The sequence below is a fragment of the Thalassospira sp. ER-Se-21-Dark genome (genome assembly GCF_017922435.1).
Classification (GTDB): domain Bacteria; phylum Pseudomonadota; class Alphaproteobacteria; order Rhodospirillales; family Thalassospiraceae; genus Thalassospira.
In genome coordinates, this window is the sequence record NZ_VDEZ01000001.1 from 1 (window position 1) to 14,984 (window position 14,984).

The 14,984-nt window shown below is 54.9% G+C and carries 13 protein-coding genes; 7 read left to right on the forward strand and 6 right to left on the reverse strand.

All coding sequences use genetic code 11. The features are described 5' to 3' along the window. The first annotated feature begins 807 nt into the window (after positions 1 to 807). Positions 808 to 1,980, forward strand: coding sequence for a M23 family metallopeptidase (locus FHI25_RS00005; protein ID WP_210513914.1), 1,173 nt, complete (start codon positions 808 to 810; stop codon positions 1,978 to 1,980). Positions 1,981 to 2,159: 179 nt separating this feature from the next. Here FHI25_RS00005 and FHI25_RS00010 read toward each other — a convergent pair whose 3' ends face one another. Both FHI25_RS00010 and cyaY read right to left on the reverse strand, forming a co-directional pair. Further along, entirely contained in the window at positions 2,160 to 3,956 is a 1,797-nt protein-coding gene (locus tag FHI25_RS00010; protein ID WP_210513916.1) for an ABC transporter transmembrane domain-containing protein, read from the reverse strand. A gap of 49 nt (positions 3,957 to 4,005) precedes the next feature. Next, entirely contained in the window at positions 4,006 to 4,344 is a 339-nt protein-coding gene (gene cyaY, locus FHI25_RS00015; RefSeq protein ID WP_063088989.1) for an iron donor protein CyaY, read from the reverse strand. A 267-nt stretch (positions 4,345 to 4,611) separates the two neighbouring features. Between cyaY and rpmE the strand changes: the two genes are divergently transcribed. Both rpmE and FHI25_RS00025 read left to right on the forward strand, forming a co-directional pair. After that, the gene (gene rpmE / locus FHI25_RS00020; RefSeq protein WP_008891651.1) at positions 4,612 to 4,836 is read left to right on the forward strand and encodes a 50S ribosomal protein L31; all 225 of its coding nucleotides are present in this window, start codon (positions 4,612 to 4,614) and stop codon (positions 4,834 to 4,836) included. A gap of 256 nt (positions 4,837 to 5,092) precedes the next feature. Continuing rightward, positions 5,093 to 6,916 carry an adenylate/guanylate cyclase domain-containing protein gene (locus tag FHI25_RS00025; protein ID WP_210513918.1) on the forward strand — a complete coding sequence of 608 codons (1,824 nt, stop codon included), beginning with the start codon at positions 5,093 to 5,095 and terminating at the stop codon, positions 6,914 to 6,916. 114 nt (positions 6,917 to 7,030) lie between these two features. Here FHI25_RS00025 and FHI25_RS00030 read toward each other — a convergent pair whose 3' ends face one another. Beyond that, positions 7,031 to 7,477, reverse strand: a complete 447-nt coding sequence (locus tag FHI25_RS00030; protein WP_210513920.1) for a DUF1465 family protein — start codon at positions 7,475 to 7,477, stop codon at positions 7,031 to 7,033. 492 nt (positions 7,478 to 7,969) lie between these two features. After that, on the reverse strand, positions 7,970 to 8,164 hold the full coding sequence (locus tag FHI25_RS00035; protein WP_064779454.1) for a DUF1192 domain-containing protein: 195 nt from the start codon (positions 8,162 to 8,164) through the stop codon (positions 7,970 to 7,972). A gap of 89 nt (positions 8,165 to 8,253) precedes the next feature. Here FHI25_RS00035 and FHI25_RS00040 point away from each other — a divergent pair, with 89 nt between their 5' ends. The 3 genes from FHI25_RS00040 to FHI25_RS00050 all read left to right on the forward strand — a co-directional run bounded on the left by FHI25_RS00040 (position 8,254) and on the right by FHI25_RS00050 (position 11,218). After that, positions 8,254 to 9,261: an NAD(P)H-quinone oxidoreductase gene (locus FHI25_RS00040; RefSeq protein ID WP_246878837.1), complete on the forward strand. Its 1,008-nt coding sequence runs from the start codon at positions 8,254 to 8,256 to the stop codon at positions 9,259 to 9,261. Between the two features lie 300 nt (positions 9,262 to 9,561). Further along, positions 9,562 to 10,242, forward strand: a complete 681-nt coding sequence (locus FHI25_RS00045; RefSeq protein WP_008891656.1) for a cell cycle transcriptional regulator TrcR — start codon at positions 9,562 to 9,564, stop codon at positions 10,240 to 10,242. 166 nt (positions 10,243 to 10,408) lie between these two features. Continuing rightward, a complete protein-coding gene (locus tag FHI25_RS00050) occupies positions 10,409 to 11,218 on the forward strand; it encodes a DeoR/GlpR family DNA-binding transcription regulator (RefSeq protein WP_210513922.1) in 810 nt (269 codons plus the stop codon). Here FHI25_RS00050 and FHI25_RS00055 read toward each other — a convergent pair. Continuing rightward, positions 11,161 to 12,126 carry a LysR family transcriptional regulator gene (locus tag FHI25_RS00055; RefSeq protein WP_210513924.1) on the reverse strand — a complete coding sequence of 322 codons (966 nt, stop codon included), beginning with the start codon at positions 12,124 to 12,126 and terminating at the stop codon, positions 11,161 to 11,163. The two genes, FHI25_RS00050 and FHI25_RS00055, sit on opposite strands and share 58 nt — an antisense overlap. Positions 12,127 to 12,226: 100 nt before the next feature. Between FHI25_RS00055 and FHI25_RS00060 the strand changes: the two genes are divergently transcribed. Continuing rightward, entirely contained in the window at positions 12,227 to 12,799 is a 573-nt protein-coding gene (locus FHI25_RS00060; RefSeq protein WP_210513926.1) for a GNAT family N-acetyltransferase, read from the forward strand. 99 nt (positions 12,800 to 12,898) lie between these two features. Here the strand turns inward: FHI25_RS00060 and FHI25_RS00065 are convergent, their stop codons facing one another. Further along, complete coding sequence (locus tag FHI25_RS00065; RefSeq protein WP_210513928.1) at positions 12,899 to 14,794, reverse strand: propionyl-CoA synthetase; 1,896 nt, start codon at positions 14,792 to 14,794, stop codon at positions 12,899 to 12,901. Between the last annotated feature and the right edge of the window lie 190 nt (positions 14,795 to 14,984).

Genomic DNA, 14,984 nt, shown 5'->3' on the forward strand with positions numbered 1-14,984 from the left:
GCTGCCCGCGCATCCCTTCCTTCTGATCTACAATGTCAAAGAACTCTAGGACCGAAGCCCCGAACCGCTCAGTCCGCGTCGCCGTCTCGTTGGCGCCGCACCCCGTCGGTGGAGGCGGGTTATAGGCCCCACTCCCAAAACTGTCAAACCCTTTTTTGAGAAAAAACGTCAGAAAAAGACATTTTTGTAAAAAGGGCTAAAACTGGCCGGAACCGGGGGAGTTCACCCTTCATCCCGTGGTTGAGAAACCGTGGTTGAACATGGATCAGACCGGTCAACATGCCCGCCATTCCATATAGCCGATTTACCACATCAGAAGTCGTCGTTTGCCCACATCAAGAACAGTCAGATAACGATACATATATATATATGTCATATCGCGCACCTGATCTGCGGCCCTGTGAACTGGATTTCATTTTGTTTTCGGCTGCCATGTTCTTGCCACTGTGGGCTGGCACATGATCGCCGCCCATCACGACCAAGGCAGCAGGATTCCCTCAACGGTTCGTAAAGGAAATCGCGCCATTATGTCGGGACGGGTTCCACTTTTACCTGCGGCAATTCGCATTTCACATCGCCAAATCTTTTATGTATAAGGTTCTTGGCGATGTTGCCAACAAGAGCGACGGCCCGGGTGAACTGACAAATGGCTTTTAGGGGAGTTCTGCGGCAATGGCCGGAAGAGACTTGGTTTCTATTGCGAGCGTGATGGTAATTCTGGGGGGAACAACCGGATATCTGCTATCTGATCATTATTCGAACGCCTCGGATACTGCCCTGTCTGCCAGCGCTGCAGAGAGCCTCGTTATGGGGGGTGACGCGGACGTCACCGAAACCGCCAGTATCCCGGATCTTGAACCACGCCGCGAGACGGTTGTCCTTGAAAAGGGCTCCAACCTGATGGCGACACTGACCGCCACAGGCCTCGAGCGGACATCTGCCTATAACGCGATCGAAGCCCTGCGCGATGTATTCAACCCGCGCAAACTGCGCGCCGGGCAGGAATTCGACCTTGTTTATGCTGCGGACGGGCAGGACGATATCGAACTTCTGGACCAGATGAGCTTCCAGCCGGACCCGGAAACCATTGTTTCAGTCTCGCGCACTGATGACGGCTATCAGGCATCCTCGGACAAAATCGAACTGACACCTTCGCGCAATGTAGCGTCGGGCACGATCGAGCAAAGCCTGTTTCTGGCAGCGGAACGCAACGGCGTTCCGATCCCGGTTCTGATGGAACTGATCGAACTTTATTCCTATGAAGTCGACTTCCAGCGTGACATTCAGCCGGGCGACAGTTTTGAGATCATGTATCAGGAACTGAAAAACGATGCCGGTGAACGGGTGCGTTATGGCGATGTGCTTTATGCCAGCATGACGCTCAGCGGCCATGAGGTTCGGCTTTATTCCTATACCGACAGCAACGGCGAAACCGACTTCTATAACCAGAAGGGCGAATCTTATCGCCGTGCACTGATGCGGACACCGATCAACGGCGCACGTCTGTCATCGGGTTATGGCAAACGCAAGCACCCAATCCTTGGCTATACCAAGATGCATAAGGGGATCGACTTCGCAGCCCCGACCGGCACACCGATCTTTGCCGCCGGTAACGGCACGATTGCCAAGATTGGCCGCAATGGCGGTTATGGCAATTACATCCAGATCCGCCACAATGATTCCTATGCCACCGCCTATGCCCATATGAATGGTTTTGCCAAGGGCCTGAAGCAGGGATCGCGGGTCAAGCAGGGCGATATCATCGGCTATGTTGGCACAACCGGTCGCTCCACTGGTCCGCACCTGCATTACGAGATCCTGCAAAACAACGCACAGGTCAACCCGATCCGCGTGAAGATGCCGAGTGGCAAGACGCTTAAGGGTGAAGAGCTTGATCGCTTCCTTGCGGATTCTGATGTGTTGCGCAAACAGTATGCTGAACTGTCAATCGGCAACCGCAAGATCGCCAGCGCCGAATAAGACCCCGACTGGTCCAAAATCAAAAACCCGCCCTTGTGGCGGGTTTTTTGTTTCTGCAACATCACGACAGATGTCTGCACTGTTGAAGCCTAGGCTCAGCGTTTTGGGTCGGGAGAATGTGGCAATAAAGAAAGCAAATAGAGGACAGCCATACAGCACGCTTTGGCTTTGGCCCAAGATCAGGCTGCGTCGCGTTCAAACTGCAGCTTGGCCAGGCGCCCGTATAGCGGGGAGCTTTCGAGCAGTTCCTGATGCGTCCCGACTGCTACCAGCTTGCCATCATCAATCACAGCAATCCGGTCTGCATGCAGAACCGTTGCCAAACGATGCGCAATCACGAGCGTGGTGCGCTCTTTCATGATGGTTTCAAGTGCCTTTTGAACAACCTGTTCACTTTCGGCATCCAACGCACTGGTGGCTTCATCCAGAAGCAGGATGGCCGGATTGCGTAAGATCGCGCGCGCGATCGCAATGCGTTGACGCTGACCGCCCGACAGGCGCACGCCCTTCTCACCCAGGAAGGTATTAAAGCCATCCGGCAACCGGTCAAGGAACTCACTGGCATGCGCAGCGTCGGCAGCCGCACGCACATCGGCATCACTTGCCCCCGGACGGCCATAGCGGATGTTGTCCCATGCACTGGCGGCAAAGATCACCGGGTCCTGTGCGACAAGACCAATGCGTTCACGTACTGCGACCGGATCGGCCGTCTTGATATCAACCCCGTCAACCTTGATCACACCGCTTGCCGGATCATAGAAGCGCAGCAGCAGCTGGAACACGGTGGTCTTGCCCGCCCCCGAAGGGCCAACAAGTGCAACCGTTTCCCCCGGCTTGACCGAAAGGCTGAGACCTTCAAGGGCCGAGCGATCTGGGCGGGCAGGATAATGGAAGGTGACGTTTTCGAAACTGACATGCCCCTGATGGGGTACCGGCAACGCGACGGGGTTTTCCGGTGCCTTGATTTCAGGTTCCGTCGACAGTAACGCAACCAGGCGTTCCGCCGCCCCCGCCGCACGTTGCAAATCACCGATCACTTCACTGATGGCGCCAACGGAACCGGCAACTACCACAGCATAAAAGACAAAGGCCGAAAGTTCCCCGGCCGAGATCGTGCCATCCAGCACATCATGCCCACCAATCCACAGGATGGTGCCAACCGCACCAAACACCATGACGATAACAATCGCGGTCAGAAGGGCGCGGGCAGAAATACGCGCAACCGCCGTTCTGAAGGCCCCTTCGACGTGGCCGCTGAAACGTTGGCTTTCGATTTCTTCGTGGGTATAGGCCTGCACCGTGCGCAGCGCATTGAGAGTTTCTTCGGAAAAGGCGCTGACGTCGGCAACCCGATCTTGGGACTCGCGCGACAAACGCCGCACGCGTCGACCATATCCGACAATCGGAATGACCACCAACGGCACAACCAGCAAGACAAGAGCTGTGAGCTTGGGACTGGTGATGGCCAACATCGTCAGTCCCCCGACAAACATCAGGGCATTGCGAAGCGCGATCGAGACGCTTGAGCCAATGACGGCCTGAAGCAACGTGGTGTCGGTTGTCAGGCGCGAAAGAACTTCACCGGTTCTTGTGACTTCAAAGAAGGCTGAGTCCAGCCGGATGATATGGCGGTATACGGCGGAACGGATATCAGCAACCACACGTTCCCCGATCCAGGAAACCAGGAAGAAGCGCATGTAACTTGCGCCCGCCAGCAACAGGGTTACCGCAAATAGAACGAACAATGCCCGGTCCAGCAGCGAGCCGTCACCTTCGGCAAAGCCTTCGTCAACCAGCATGCGCAGGCCATTGCCAAGCGCCAGTACGGTGCCAGATGCTGTCACCAGTGCGATCAGCGCGCCGAACAGCTGCAAACGGTATTTTGTGACGAACGGGACAATGGCACGGAGCGACGAGAGGTTCCGGCTGGTTTCACGATCGGTGAGTTTTGCAGAAGAAGTCGGTGTACGCGCCAAGGCACTTTATTCCGTATGCAGTGGTAACCACGCGGCCGATATAAAGAGATCAGCCAAGATCAAGCTTGTTCCCGGTTTTGACAGCAAGATCAGCCGAAAGCTGATCATGGAGCGTGGTCGAACCGCGGGTCGAGGTCCAGGTTTCGTTGTCTTCATCAAAGTCATAGTGGCTTGCCCCACTGACTGGCGAAGAAAGCCAGACCTGACGGTTGGGACCATGCTTGTTGATGATGAATTGTTCGCCCGAATCGAGTTCGATGGTCAGGATGCCGGACTGCAGATCAACATCAAGGTCATCGCCCAAGGCATCATCAATAACATCAGACAGCGTTTCGATGGTTTCGTCTGCAAGCTGATGGAAGCGGGTTTCCTCAAGGGCCACAGTCATATTCTCCGTCTATCATCGGGGTCCAATGCCCCGGCAAGGCGACAATCAATTGTTGGCGCACCATACTATATAAAGAGACCTGTGCAAGTATGCATAAGCACGGGTGCGAGAAAAGCTTGTAACATGGGGCAAGCACTGCTAAACGACCGCCTGATCGCTACTGCACTCCCCTCATTTGGCGTTAATCGGATAATTACCGGTTACAGGGGTTGCGCGAGCCGATTTTTTACACTATACACCGCGCTTCAAATTCCGGAGTGATAGGCGATGAAAAAAGATATCCATCCCGATTACCATGAGATCACCGTTCAGATGACTGACGGCAGCACCTTCACCACGCAGTCGACCTGGGGCAATCCGGGCGATGTGTTGAAGCTCGACATCGATCCGAAAAGCCACCCGGCTTGGACTGGTGTTCACCGTCTTCTGGACAGCGGCGGGCAGCTTGCTAAGTTCAAAAAGCGCTTCGCTGGTTTCAATATCGGCAACTAAGCAAAGAACACGCTTCTGTGTTCTGTGGGATCAGCGCCCGTCGCATCTTCTTGATGCCGCGGGCGTTTTTCTTTGTCTAAACCCTGAATCTGCATAGCTGCCGACGGCAAAAAGCTATGGTTGGAACAACTCTCGGCTGTTATTGAGCATATCTGATGGTGATTTCGGCATTTTTTTGCCATAATCCCATTCGTTAGGATAAGGCGGCACCGATTCTGCTGCCCTGTTCTGCTTGAACGCATGATCAGGCTCTTAGATGAATCAAGTGACAGCACGTAACCAGGTTAGCTATGAGGTCTATGTTAAAGACCGTTCAGGCCGGTGGCAGATCCACGGTCACTTTACTGGTGCGCAAAGAAAGCAGGCAGAAGAAGAAGCCAAACAGATCGAGCGCGCCAATCACGTGTCAGGCGTCAAAGTCATTCGCGAGGTTTACGACCACGCAACCAACAGCTCTGACGAGTATGTGATTTACGAAACGCGCGGTCAGGGCAGACTGGAAAACACCAACCCGCAGGCAAAACCAAAGCGATCAGCCCCGCCCAAAGCCGATGCCCAGCGTCCTGCCCCCGCCCCAATGATGCCAAAGGCAGATACATCTGCCGATAAGCCCAACGATGCGGCACCTGCGAGCGAAAAGAAACCCGCAGCTGTTCGCCCATCTGCATCGGTTGCAGAAAGCCAGACCCTTATTGGTCTTGGCCTTAAGATGATGGTCGCCTTCTGCGTTGCGATTGCCGTTGGCCTTGCGACCATGTTGCTTGCAGCCAAAGGGCTTGAATTCCTGCCGGGGATGGGGCTCAAGATCAGTCAGGGCTTTTACGACAAGGCGAACTTCCTGTCCTTTACCGTTGGTTTTTTGGCCAGCGTCGTACCGATGCTGATGGCGCTGACCAAAAAATTCAAGGGACGTGCCCGCAGATCGTCGATGGCGTCTTTTCGTTCGACAGGGTCGAAAACGGCCCGCGCCGGCAATCGCCCGGGCGTCGCACAGGGATCTGGTTCGGATGTGCGCCGCAAGTCAGCCGCGGAAATGGCGGCCGAAATGGCCCGTGAGGATGGCGACACGGACGTAGAGGTCGCAGAAGACGCGCAGGACGACACACCGGCAGCGGCCGCACCGGAGCCGATTGACGATACGCCGGAAAAACCGTTGGTCGAAACACGCGAAATGCGGGCGACGCGCGAACAGATGCGCGACTTCATCACAGGATCGATCGAAGCCATTCAGCGTAAAGTGACCTCGCTTGATGCCTATCACAAGTTTGGCGTGAACCTTTATGTCGCCGGGGCCTGTGATGCATGCAGTGAAAAACACGCACTGGATCAAAAAGACGGGCGCGTCATTTTGCGGGATTGCATTTCGGCGATGGGCGCAAACAAAAGCATGGCCGAGACATTCTGCAAGAATGTCGACGACTATATTCTTGAGCCGAAATACAAGGATATGTATGGCGCGGGCCGCCAGTCGATGGACGCCTATATCAAAGATGAAAAGAGCATCACGTCATCGGTTGCCAAAGCAATCAATGACTGGAGCGACAAGCCCGCGGCTGGCCCACAAGGTGCCGGTGGAAAAAAGCTTCATGCCCTGATGTTTACCGACATCGTCAATTCCACAGCCAAAACCCAGGAACTGGGGGATCATGGCGCGCAGCAGATGGTGCATATCCATAACCAGATCGTGCGCACGGCCCTGATCAACAACTATGGCAAGGAAGTCAAGCATATGGGCGACGGCATCATGGCCGTGTTCCCGTCCTCGGCGAGTTCGGTAGAGGCCGCCATTGAAATCCAAAAAAACATGGCATCCCATAATGCCAGCCAGGATTTGAAATTCCAGATCCGCATCGGCATCAATGCCGGTGAAGCCATTGCCGAGGAAAACGACCTGTTTGGCAGTGTGGTGCAGCTTGCCGCGCGCGTCTGTGCACAAGCAGGCGGTGACGAAACGCTGGTTTCGGAAAACGTCAAGAATACCTATAGCGGCAGTCGGGCAAGCTTTGTCTCGCAAGGCACACGCCAGATGAAGGGCTTTTCCGACCCGATTGAGGTCTTCCAGGTTCAAGCCCGCAGCTGAGCTTTGTCCCATCCCCTAAATCCCGTGATCGCAATAATGCGCTGTGCGCCGTTATCAACCAACCGTGCCGCTACCAGCATAGGCAAAACGATGTTCGGGTAAGGCTGCTGTCTTTTAGCCGTTGGAGCGTGCGGCGACCTGCAATTCCATACGGGCGGTGCGCATATAAAGTGAATGCGCACGCCCCATCAGATCGAGAAGACCGGGCGAGAGGAAACCATATTCCTCCTGCGGATTGACCGTACAAACCCGAAGATCGACCATCAGATCGTCGATATCGACAGCCTCATCCCAGGGGATTTCCCCCTCTTCAACAGCACGCACAGCAAGAAGCCACGCCATTGCCCGTATCAATCGCGTGGTCATGCGCATCTCTTCGACGCATTGTGCAACGGCTTCGCGACTGCCCTGTTTCTTGCTTTGTCCACGATGGGCGGAAAGGTAATTCCGTGCCTCTATCAGCAGTGTAAAGGCTTCATCGTAGGTACGCGAAAAATGAACAACCGAGAAATTGCTTTGATACGACGCCGCCTTTGACGTCGGGGGATGCTCGTGAGTCATCCTGAATATATTGGGAAGGTTTTAAGCGGCTTCAAGACGAAAGTTTCGCAAATAGAAAGACCGCCCACTTTCGGGGCGGTCTCACCTCAACCTGCTAAACTTGCCGGACTTTTTTTGGTTTTGTTTTTGTTGTGTGCGAACTTTAGCCAGCGCTTAAGAGGCGGTCAAGGCTATTCATGGCACAAATGTGACAATACGTATTAACCCGTACCCTTTTGCAGATTAATACCGACACGCAGATGCACACTGCCTTAATTGGCAGGCCACTAAGCCACGAAAAATCAATCACAAAGAAAAAGAACCGCCCCAAAAAAGGGCGGCTCAGTTTAACAGGGAGGCATCGAAACATCACGTTCGACAAGAGAGCCATCAGATGACCCTCTATTCCACATATAAGACGGCAAGTTTAATTTTCAATTAACCGCAGGTTTAAAAAAACCATCCTCACGTCTAGTAATCGAACATGCTGCGCCGAAGCATCCAGATGGGGTTTCAGCTCTTGAACAATGCTTCTGCACCCTCGGTCACACCTTTGCGGTGTTCGAGCGTCTCATCCACATGTTTAATTTCACGCTCCAGCGCGGCGCGATAGTCTTTGAGACTGGTGACCGACATTCCTTCAAGATTGCGCGGCAAGCCAAATTCACCCGATTTGAGAACAGCAAACTCTTCTTCGTCCACAATCATCCTCCATTATTCCCTGTCAGGTCAGGGGCATTGAATTTCCTTCATGTCCTAGATAGGTATAAAACGCAGTTTTCGCCAACGAGGTCCCGATGTCCAATCCAGAATTTCCCAAAAAGATGAAAGCCGTCGAGATCACGAAAGACACCGACCCCCCTGCCCTTGTGCTGGGTGATGTCGCGGTGCCGGACCATGGCCGGGATGATGTCTTGGTGCGGGTTGCGGCAAGTGGGGTGAATAGACCGGACCTGATGCAAGTTGCCGGCATGTATCCGCCCCCGCCCGGTGCGTCAGAAATCCCGGGGCTTGAATTGTCGGGCGAAATTGTTGCCGTTGGATCAAACGTCACCGACTGGAAATGCGGGGATAAGGTTTGCGCACTGGTTACCGGCGGCGGCTACGCCCAATATGCCGCAGTACCAGCGGCGCAATGCCTGCCGGTGCCCAAAGGCATGTCCATGACCGCCGCCGCCGGCCTACCCGAAACCTTTTTCACGGTCTGGCATAACGTCTTTGACAAAGCTGATCTGAAGGCGGGGGAGACATTTCTGGTGCATGGTGGCACATCGGGGATCGGCACCACCGCCATCCAGCTTGCCAAGGCATTTGGCGCCAGGGTGATTGCCACCGCCGGAACGGACGAAAAATGTCAGACCTGCCGTGATCTGGGGGCGGATGTTGCGATCAACTACAAGACCCAGGACTTTGTCGAAGAAGTCAAAGCCGCAACCGATGGCAAAGGCGCAGATGTTATTCTGGATATGGTCGCAGGCGACTATGTCAGTCGGAATTTCAAGGCAGCTGCCTTTGAAGCCCGCATTCTGATCATTGCCTTTTTGCGCGGACCCAAGGCGGAAACCAACTTTACCCCGCTGTTGCTCAAACGTCTGACGCTGATGGGATCAACCCTGCGTGCGCAGCCAGTTGCCAACAAAGGCGCAATTGCCAATTCGTTGCGCGAAAAAGTCTGGCCGCTTCTGGAATCCGGTCAAATCGCCCCCGTAATTTACAAGACCTTCCCGCTTGAACAGGCATCGGAGGCACATGCCACATTGAAGGGTGGCGCGCACATCGGAAAAGTGATACTGGAAGTCGACTGATCGCGTATGGACGAAGGTCTGATAAGTTTTATCTGACCGATCCAAGGCAACATTGCTATGCTTGCGGTCCTGAAAGAAATATTCTTTTCAGAACACCGCAACAGATTGTTGCATTTACCCGCACATTGATCGAAAAGAACGCAATTGCGGATCCGATGATGCGCAGCAACCCCCGCGGTTGACCTTGCTGCATTGCCGGACCACCTAAAGAGATTATATTCTGGGGCAGACATTCCCGCGCTTTTTGGGCCTTATACCCATCGCCGGTCTCCAGAGAGAAAGAAGGAAACAGGAGGAAATATGGCACAGCCCCTCATGCCCAAAGCAACCGCTGTATGGCTTATCGACAATACCGGCTTGTCGTTCCGGCAGATTGCTGCCTTTACCGAACTCCATGAGCTTGAAATTCAGGCCATTGCAGACGGCGACGTCGGCCAGGGTATTGTTGGCCTTGATCCGGTTGCCAATGGTCAGCTGACCAAAGAAGAAATCGCGCGTTGCGAAAAAGACCCGCGCGAATTCCTGAAAATGGCGAAATCCGACCTGCCGCGCCCGCGCGCGCAGTCGAAGGGTGCACGCTATACCCCGGTTTCCAAACGTCAGGACCGCCCGAATGCAATTGCATGGCTTCTCAAACACCATCCGGAACTTTCCGATGCGCAGGTTTGCAAGCTGATCGGTACCACCAAGGACACCATTGGCAAGATCCGTGATCGTTCGCACTGGAACTCGGCCAACCTGACGCCGCGCAACCCGGTCACCATGGGCCTTTGCACCGAGCTTGACCTTGAAAAACAGGTCGTGATTGCACGTTCGAAGAACCCGGAAAAGATCGCCAAGGATGTCGAGCCGGATCCGCTGCCAGAAGAATTGCAGATCAATCCGGAACCGGATTATCCGGGCAAGAAAAAGGACGAGAAGAAAGACGAGCCGAAAACTTCCGATTACATGGAAGCGGCCGAAAACCTCTTCAAATCCTGATCGAATTTCAAAGGCCGCCCACCGGGCGGCCTTTTTCGTTGGGGTTTACGCCCTGCTTGCGTAAGGTTTGTTTCACAGTAATGCAGCGAAACGGTAACGCAACCGACATGGTCGCGACATACCATTCGCCTGCTTTTCAAATGAACAACACCGAAGACACGTTTCCATGCAAAAACGCCCAACCGAACGCCAGGCAGGCATTGTCGAACTTGTCCGTGCTGATGGCTTTCGCACCATCGAACAACTTGCCGAACGCTTTGACGTCACCCCGCAAACCATTCGGCGCGATGTGAATGCGCTGTGCGATGAGGGCCTGCTACGCCGTCGCCACGGCGGTGTTGAACCAGCCCTTGAGCATGAAAACATCGCCTATCGGGCGCGCAAGGTTCTGAACGTCAATGACAAGCGCAAGATCGCGGCCCTGGTAGCGCGCGAAATTCCCAACGGGGCGTCACTGTTCTTTTCGATTGGTACCACCCCGGAACTTGTCGCCAACGCGCTGTTGCAACACCGTGATCTTCGGATTTTCACCAATAACCTCAATGTCGCCTATGTCGCGGCCACCAATGACAGCTTTGAGGTGACCCTGATTGGCGGACGCCTGCGCAATCGTGACCGGGATGTCCTGGGTCCCGAGGTCGAGGCGTTCTTTAACAGCTACAAGGTTGATTACGGCATCTTTGGCGTTGGCGGGATTGATCCGGATGGCAGCCTGCTTGATTTCGATGAACAGGAAGTCCGCGCCCGATCTGCCATCCTGAAAAACGCCCGGAAATCCTATCTGGTTGCCGATCACACCAAGTTTGGCCGCAACGCCGTTGTCCGCGGCGGCTCCATCCGCGATGTCAGCGCGTTCTTCACCGATTGCCCGCCGCCGGATCATATCGCCGAAATGATCACGACGGCTGGTGTGGCGCTTCACGCGCCGGAGCCGGATGCGGATTTTCCAACCTTCTTCATTTCTGAGGAAGATTGACCGGTTTGCGGTTCAGTTTTGCGCCTGTCAGCGGCTGCTTTCAGGCTATTGCAGACAGCCTGTAGCCCCGGCGTTAGAGTTTTATCGCGACGCATGATGAGCGCAAGTTCGCGCACAAGTGGCGGTGACAATGGGCGGGTCTTGATGGGAAACTGGGTTCGATCTGGTCTTGCGCCCATTTCGGGCAGGATCGTCGCACCGATGCCTGCCCCGACAAGTTCCCTGATCGCCTCCACACTGCCCAGTTCCATCACCGAACGACCATTAACCTCGGATTTGCGCAACCAGTCATCGACCAATGTGCGCGTCAATCCGCCGCGTTCATAAAGCACCAGCGGCATCGCTTCCAGATCGACAGGGCGAATAACATCCCCGACATCGGCATCTGCGTGAAAGATTGCGACAAACGGATCGGTCATGATCGGCGTTACCGAAAGGCTCCGCCCACTGCATGGCATGGTCACAAGGCCGATATCGAGCTTGTTATCCTCAATCGCACGCACGATATCGCCAGCATTGCCAGTACGAACCATGATTTCGAGTTTTGGGAAGCTGCGTTGAAGCTTTTCCAGAATGGCCGGCAGGAAATAGATACAGGCTGTTGCCCCGGTGCCGATCCGCACGCGACCGGCTGCACCACTTGAAAATCCGGCCACGGCGTCCTCGGCCGCGCGCACAGATGCATCAATATCGCTGATATGGGCCAAAAGGGCCAACCCCGCCGGTGTGGCCTCGGCACGTTTGCCAACGCGTTCAATCAATTTGACACGCATGCGGGTTTCAAGCTGCCGCACCTGTTGGCTGATGGCAGGCTGACTGAGATTAAGCTTATCGGCTGCGGCAGAAAAACTTCCCAGTGCGACAACATCGGCAAAGGCATGAAGCTGATCAAGGTTAAGTGCACGCATACCAAACTTTTCCTTATGCTGTGCATAATTTATCAAAGCTAAACTTATTCTTTATTTGAGCGTAATGTCAGCTCAAACATCATCATGCCGGATAAAAAACATGCCTTCGAACACCGCGACCAAAGACGTTGCCACAGCCCTGTTACCCAACATCACCATCCGCGACGCCGGACTTGAAGACATCCCGGCCATCACGGCGATTTACCGCCACCATGTTCTGCATGGCACGGCATCGTTTGAGGAAACAGCACCTGACGAGGCCGAAATTGCCAATCGGTTCGCCGCCATTCGCGATAAAGGCCTGCCCTATCTTGTTGCCGTCCGCAGCAATACGATTGTTGGCTACTGTTACGCTGGCACCTATCGCCCGCGCACGGCCTATCGCCATACGGTCGAAAATTCGATCTATGTGGCCCATGATTGTGTTGGCCAGGGGGTTGGCAGCCTTCTGATGGCGGCCCTGATTAAACGGTGCGAAGACGGCCCATGGCGCCAAATGGTTGCCGTGATCGGGGATAGTGCCAACAAGGCGTCGATCAGCTTGCATCAACGCCTTGGCTTTGAAATGGTCGGCACGTTTAAAAAGGTCGGTTACAAGTTTGACCGCTGGCTAGACTCGGTCCTGATGCAACGGCCACTGGGCGACGACAGCCCGATCATTCCCAAAACTTGATCCTTTTAAAAAAGCACCCGCTTTTGCTTTCAAAAGCGGGTGCAAGGATGCTCCGTTAAGTTGGGAGCGGGAGTTTGCATCTGTGATGGACGGGTCTATCTATTTTGCATAACCGATTTCTTTGAGGACCTCGGCGATTTCGGGAAGGATTGCCGGATCATCGATCGTTGCCGGGGTGTTATAGCTTTCACCATCGGCGATGGAACGCATGGTCTTGCGCAGGATCTTGCCCGATCGGGTCTTGGGCAGGCGTTCGACCACAGTTGCCTTCTTGAATGCGGCCACCGGTCCAATCTGATCGCGGACCATGGCAACGACTTCGGCCAGGATCGCGTCGTGCGGGCGGGTGACCCCGGACTTCAACACGATAAAGCCCAGCGGCAATTGCCCCTTAAGATCATCATGCACACCAATCACAGCGCATTCGGCAACATCTGGATGGCTTGAAAGCACTTCTTCCATCCCCCCGGTCGACAGGCGATGCCCGGCAACATTGATGATGTCGTCAGTGCGCGACATGACGTAGATGTAGCCATCTTCGTCAATAAAGCCGGCATCACCGGTGGCATAAAAGCCCGGGAATTCTTCAAGATAGGATGACTTGAACCGGTCATCATTCTGCCAAAGGGTCGGAAGCGTCCCCGGTGGCAGCGGCAATTTGGCGGCAAGCGCGCCAATCTGACCGCGTTCAAGCGGCTTTCCCGCCTCGTCGAGAACCTGCACATCCCAACCGCAAGCCGCCACCGTCGGCGAGCCATACTTGATCGGAAGCAATTCAATTCCGCGCGGGTTGGCACAGATCGACCAGCCAGTCTCTGTCTGCCACCAGTGGTCAATCACCGGCACACCAAGGCTGTTTTCCGCCCATTGCAGGGTATCGGGATCAGAACGTTCACCCGCCAGATACAGCGCCTCAAGGCTGCCAAGGTCGTAATTGGCCATATGCGCGGCCTTGGGATCGTCGCGTTTGATCGCACGAAACGCCGTTGGGGCGGTAAACAGCACCTTGACCTTGTGCTGGGAAATCACCCGCCAGAACGCCCCGGCATCCGGCGTTCCGACCGGTTTGCCTTCATACATCACCGTCGTGCACCCGGCCAGAAGCGGCGCGTAAACGATATAGGAATGGCCAACCACCCAGCCAACGTCAGACGCCGCCCAGTAAACATCACCGGCATCAACATCATAGATGTTCTTCATCGACCAGTTGAGGGCCACCATATGGCCGCCATTGTCGCGGACAACGCCCTTGGGCTGGCCGGTCGTGCCAGACGTATAAAGGATGTAAAGCGGATCGGTGGCATCAACCGGGACACAGTCAGACGGTGCTGCCTTCGCACATTCGACTTCCCAGTCGTAATCACGGCCATCCATCAGCAAAGCATCACTTTGCGGGCGCTGGAACAGAATGACGCTTTCGGGTTTGTGATCCGCCATGGCGATGGCTTTATCCAGCAGCGGTTTGTATTCAATCACGCGCGATCCTTCGATGCCGCAGCTTGCGGTCAGGATCAGTTTTGGTTTGGCGTCATTGATGCGGGTCGCCAATTCGTTGGACGCAAAACCGCCAAACACAACAGAATGGATCGCGCCGATCCGCGCACAGGCCAGCATCGCCATCGCGGCCTGCGGGATCATCGGCATATAGATGACCACCCGATCACCCTTGGTCACCCCGCGCGCATGCAGCGCCCCGGCAAGGCGGGCAACATCGTCGCGCAGATGGGAATAGGTGAATGTCTGGACTGTGTTGGTGACGGGGCTGTCATAGATCAGAGCTGCCTGATCCCCGCGGCCGTTTTCGATGTGACGATCCAGTGCGTTATAGCAAGTATTGACCTTGCCACCGACAAACCAGCGGTAAAACGGCGCGTTACTGTCATCAAGAACGCGATCCCATTTCTTGTACCAGGAAATGTTTCCAGCAGCTTCTGCCCAAAAGCCCTCCTTGTCGGCGATCGAACGTTCGTAGATTTCCTGATAGCGACCGGTCATTGGTGAAATACCCTCCCGCGGCGTTTGGTCTGGCGTCCATTTCGGACGCATGCGGAGCTATATGCTCGTAAATCGGCATCATAATACCGATTTAATTTACACATACCCCTTAGACATTGGTAGCGCCCTGTAATCCTTGGTTTCTGCGGATTACAATTACTCAAAACAGACACGCGATTGATCCCCTCAG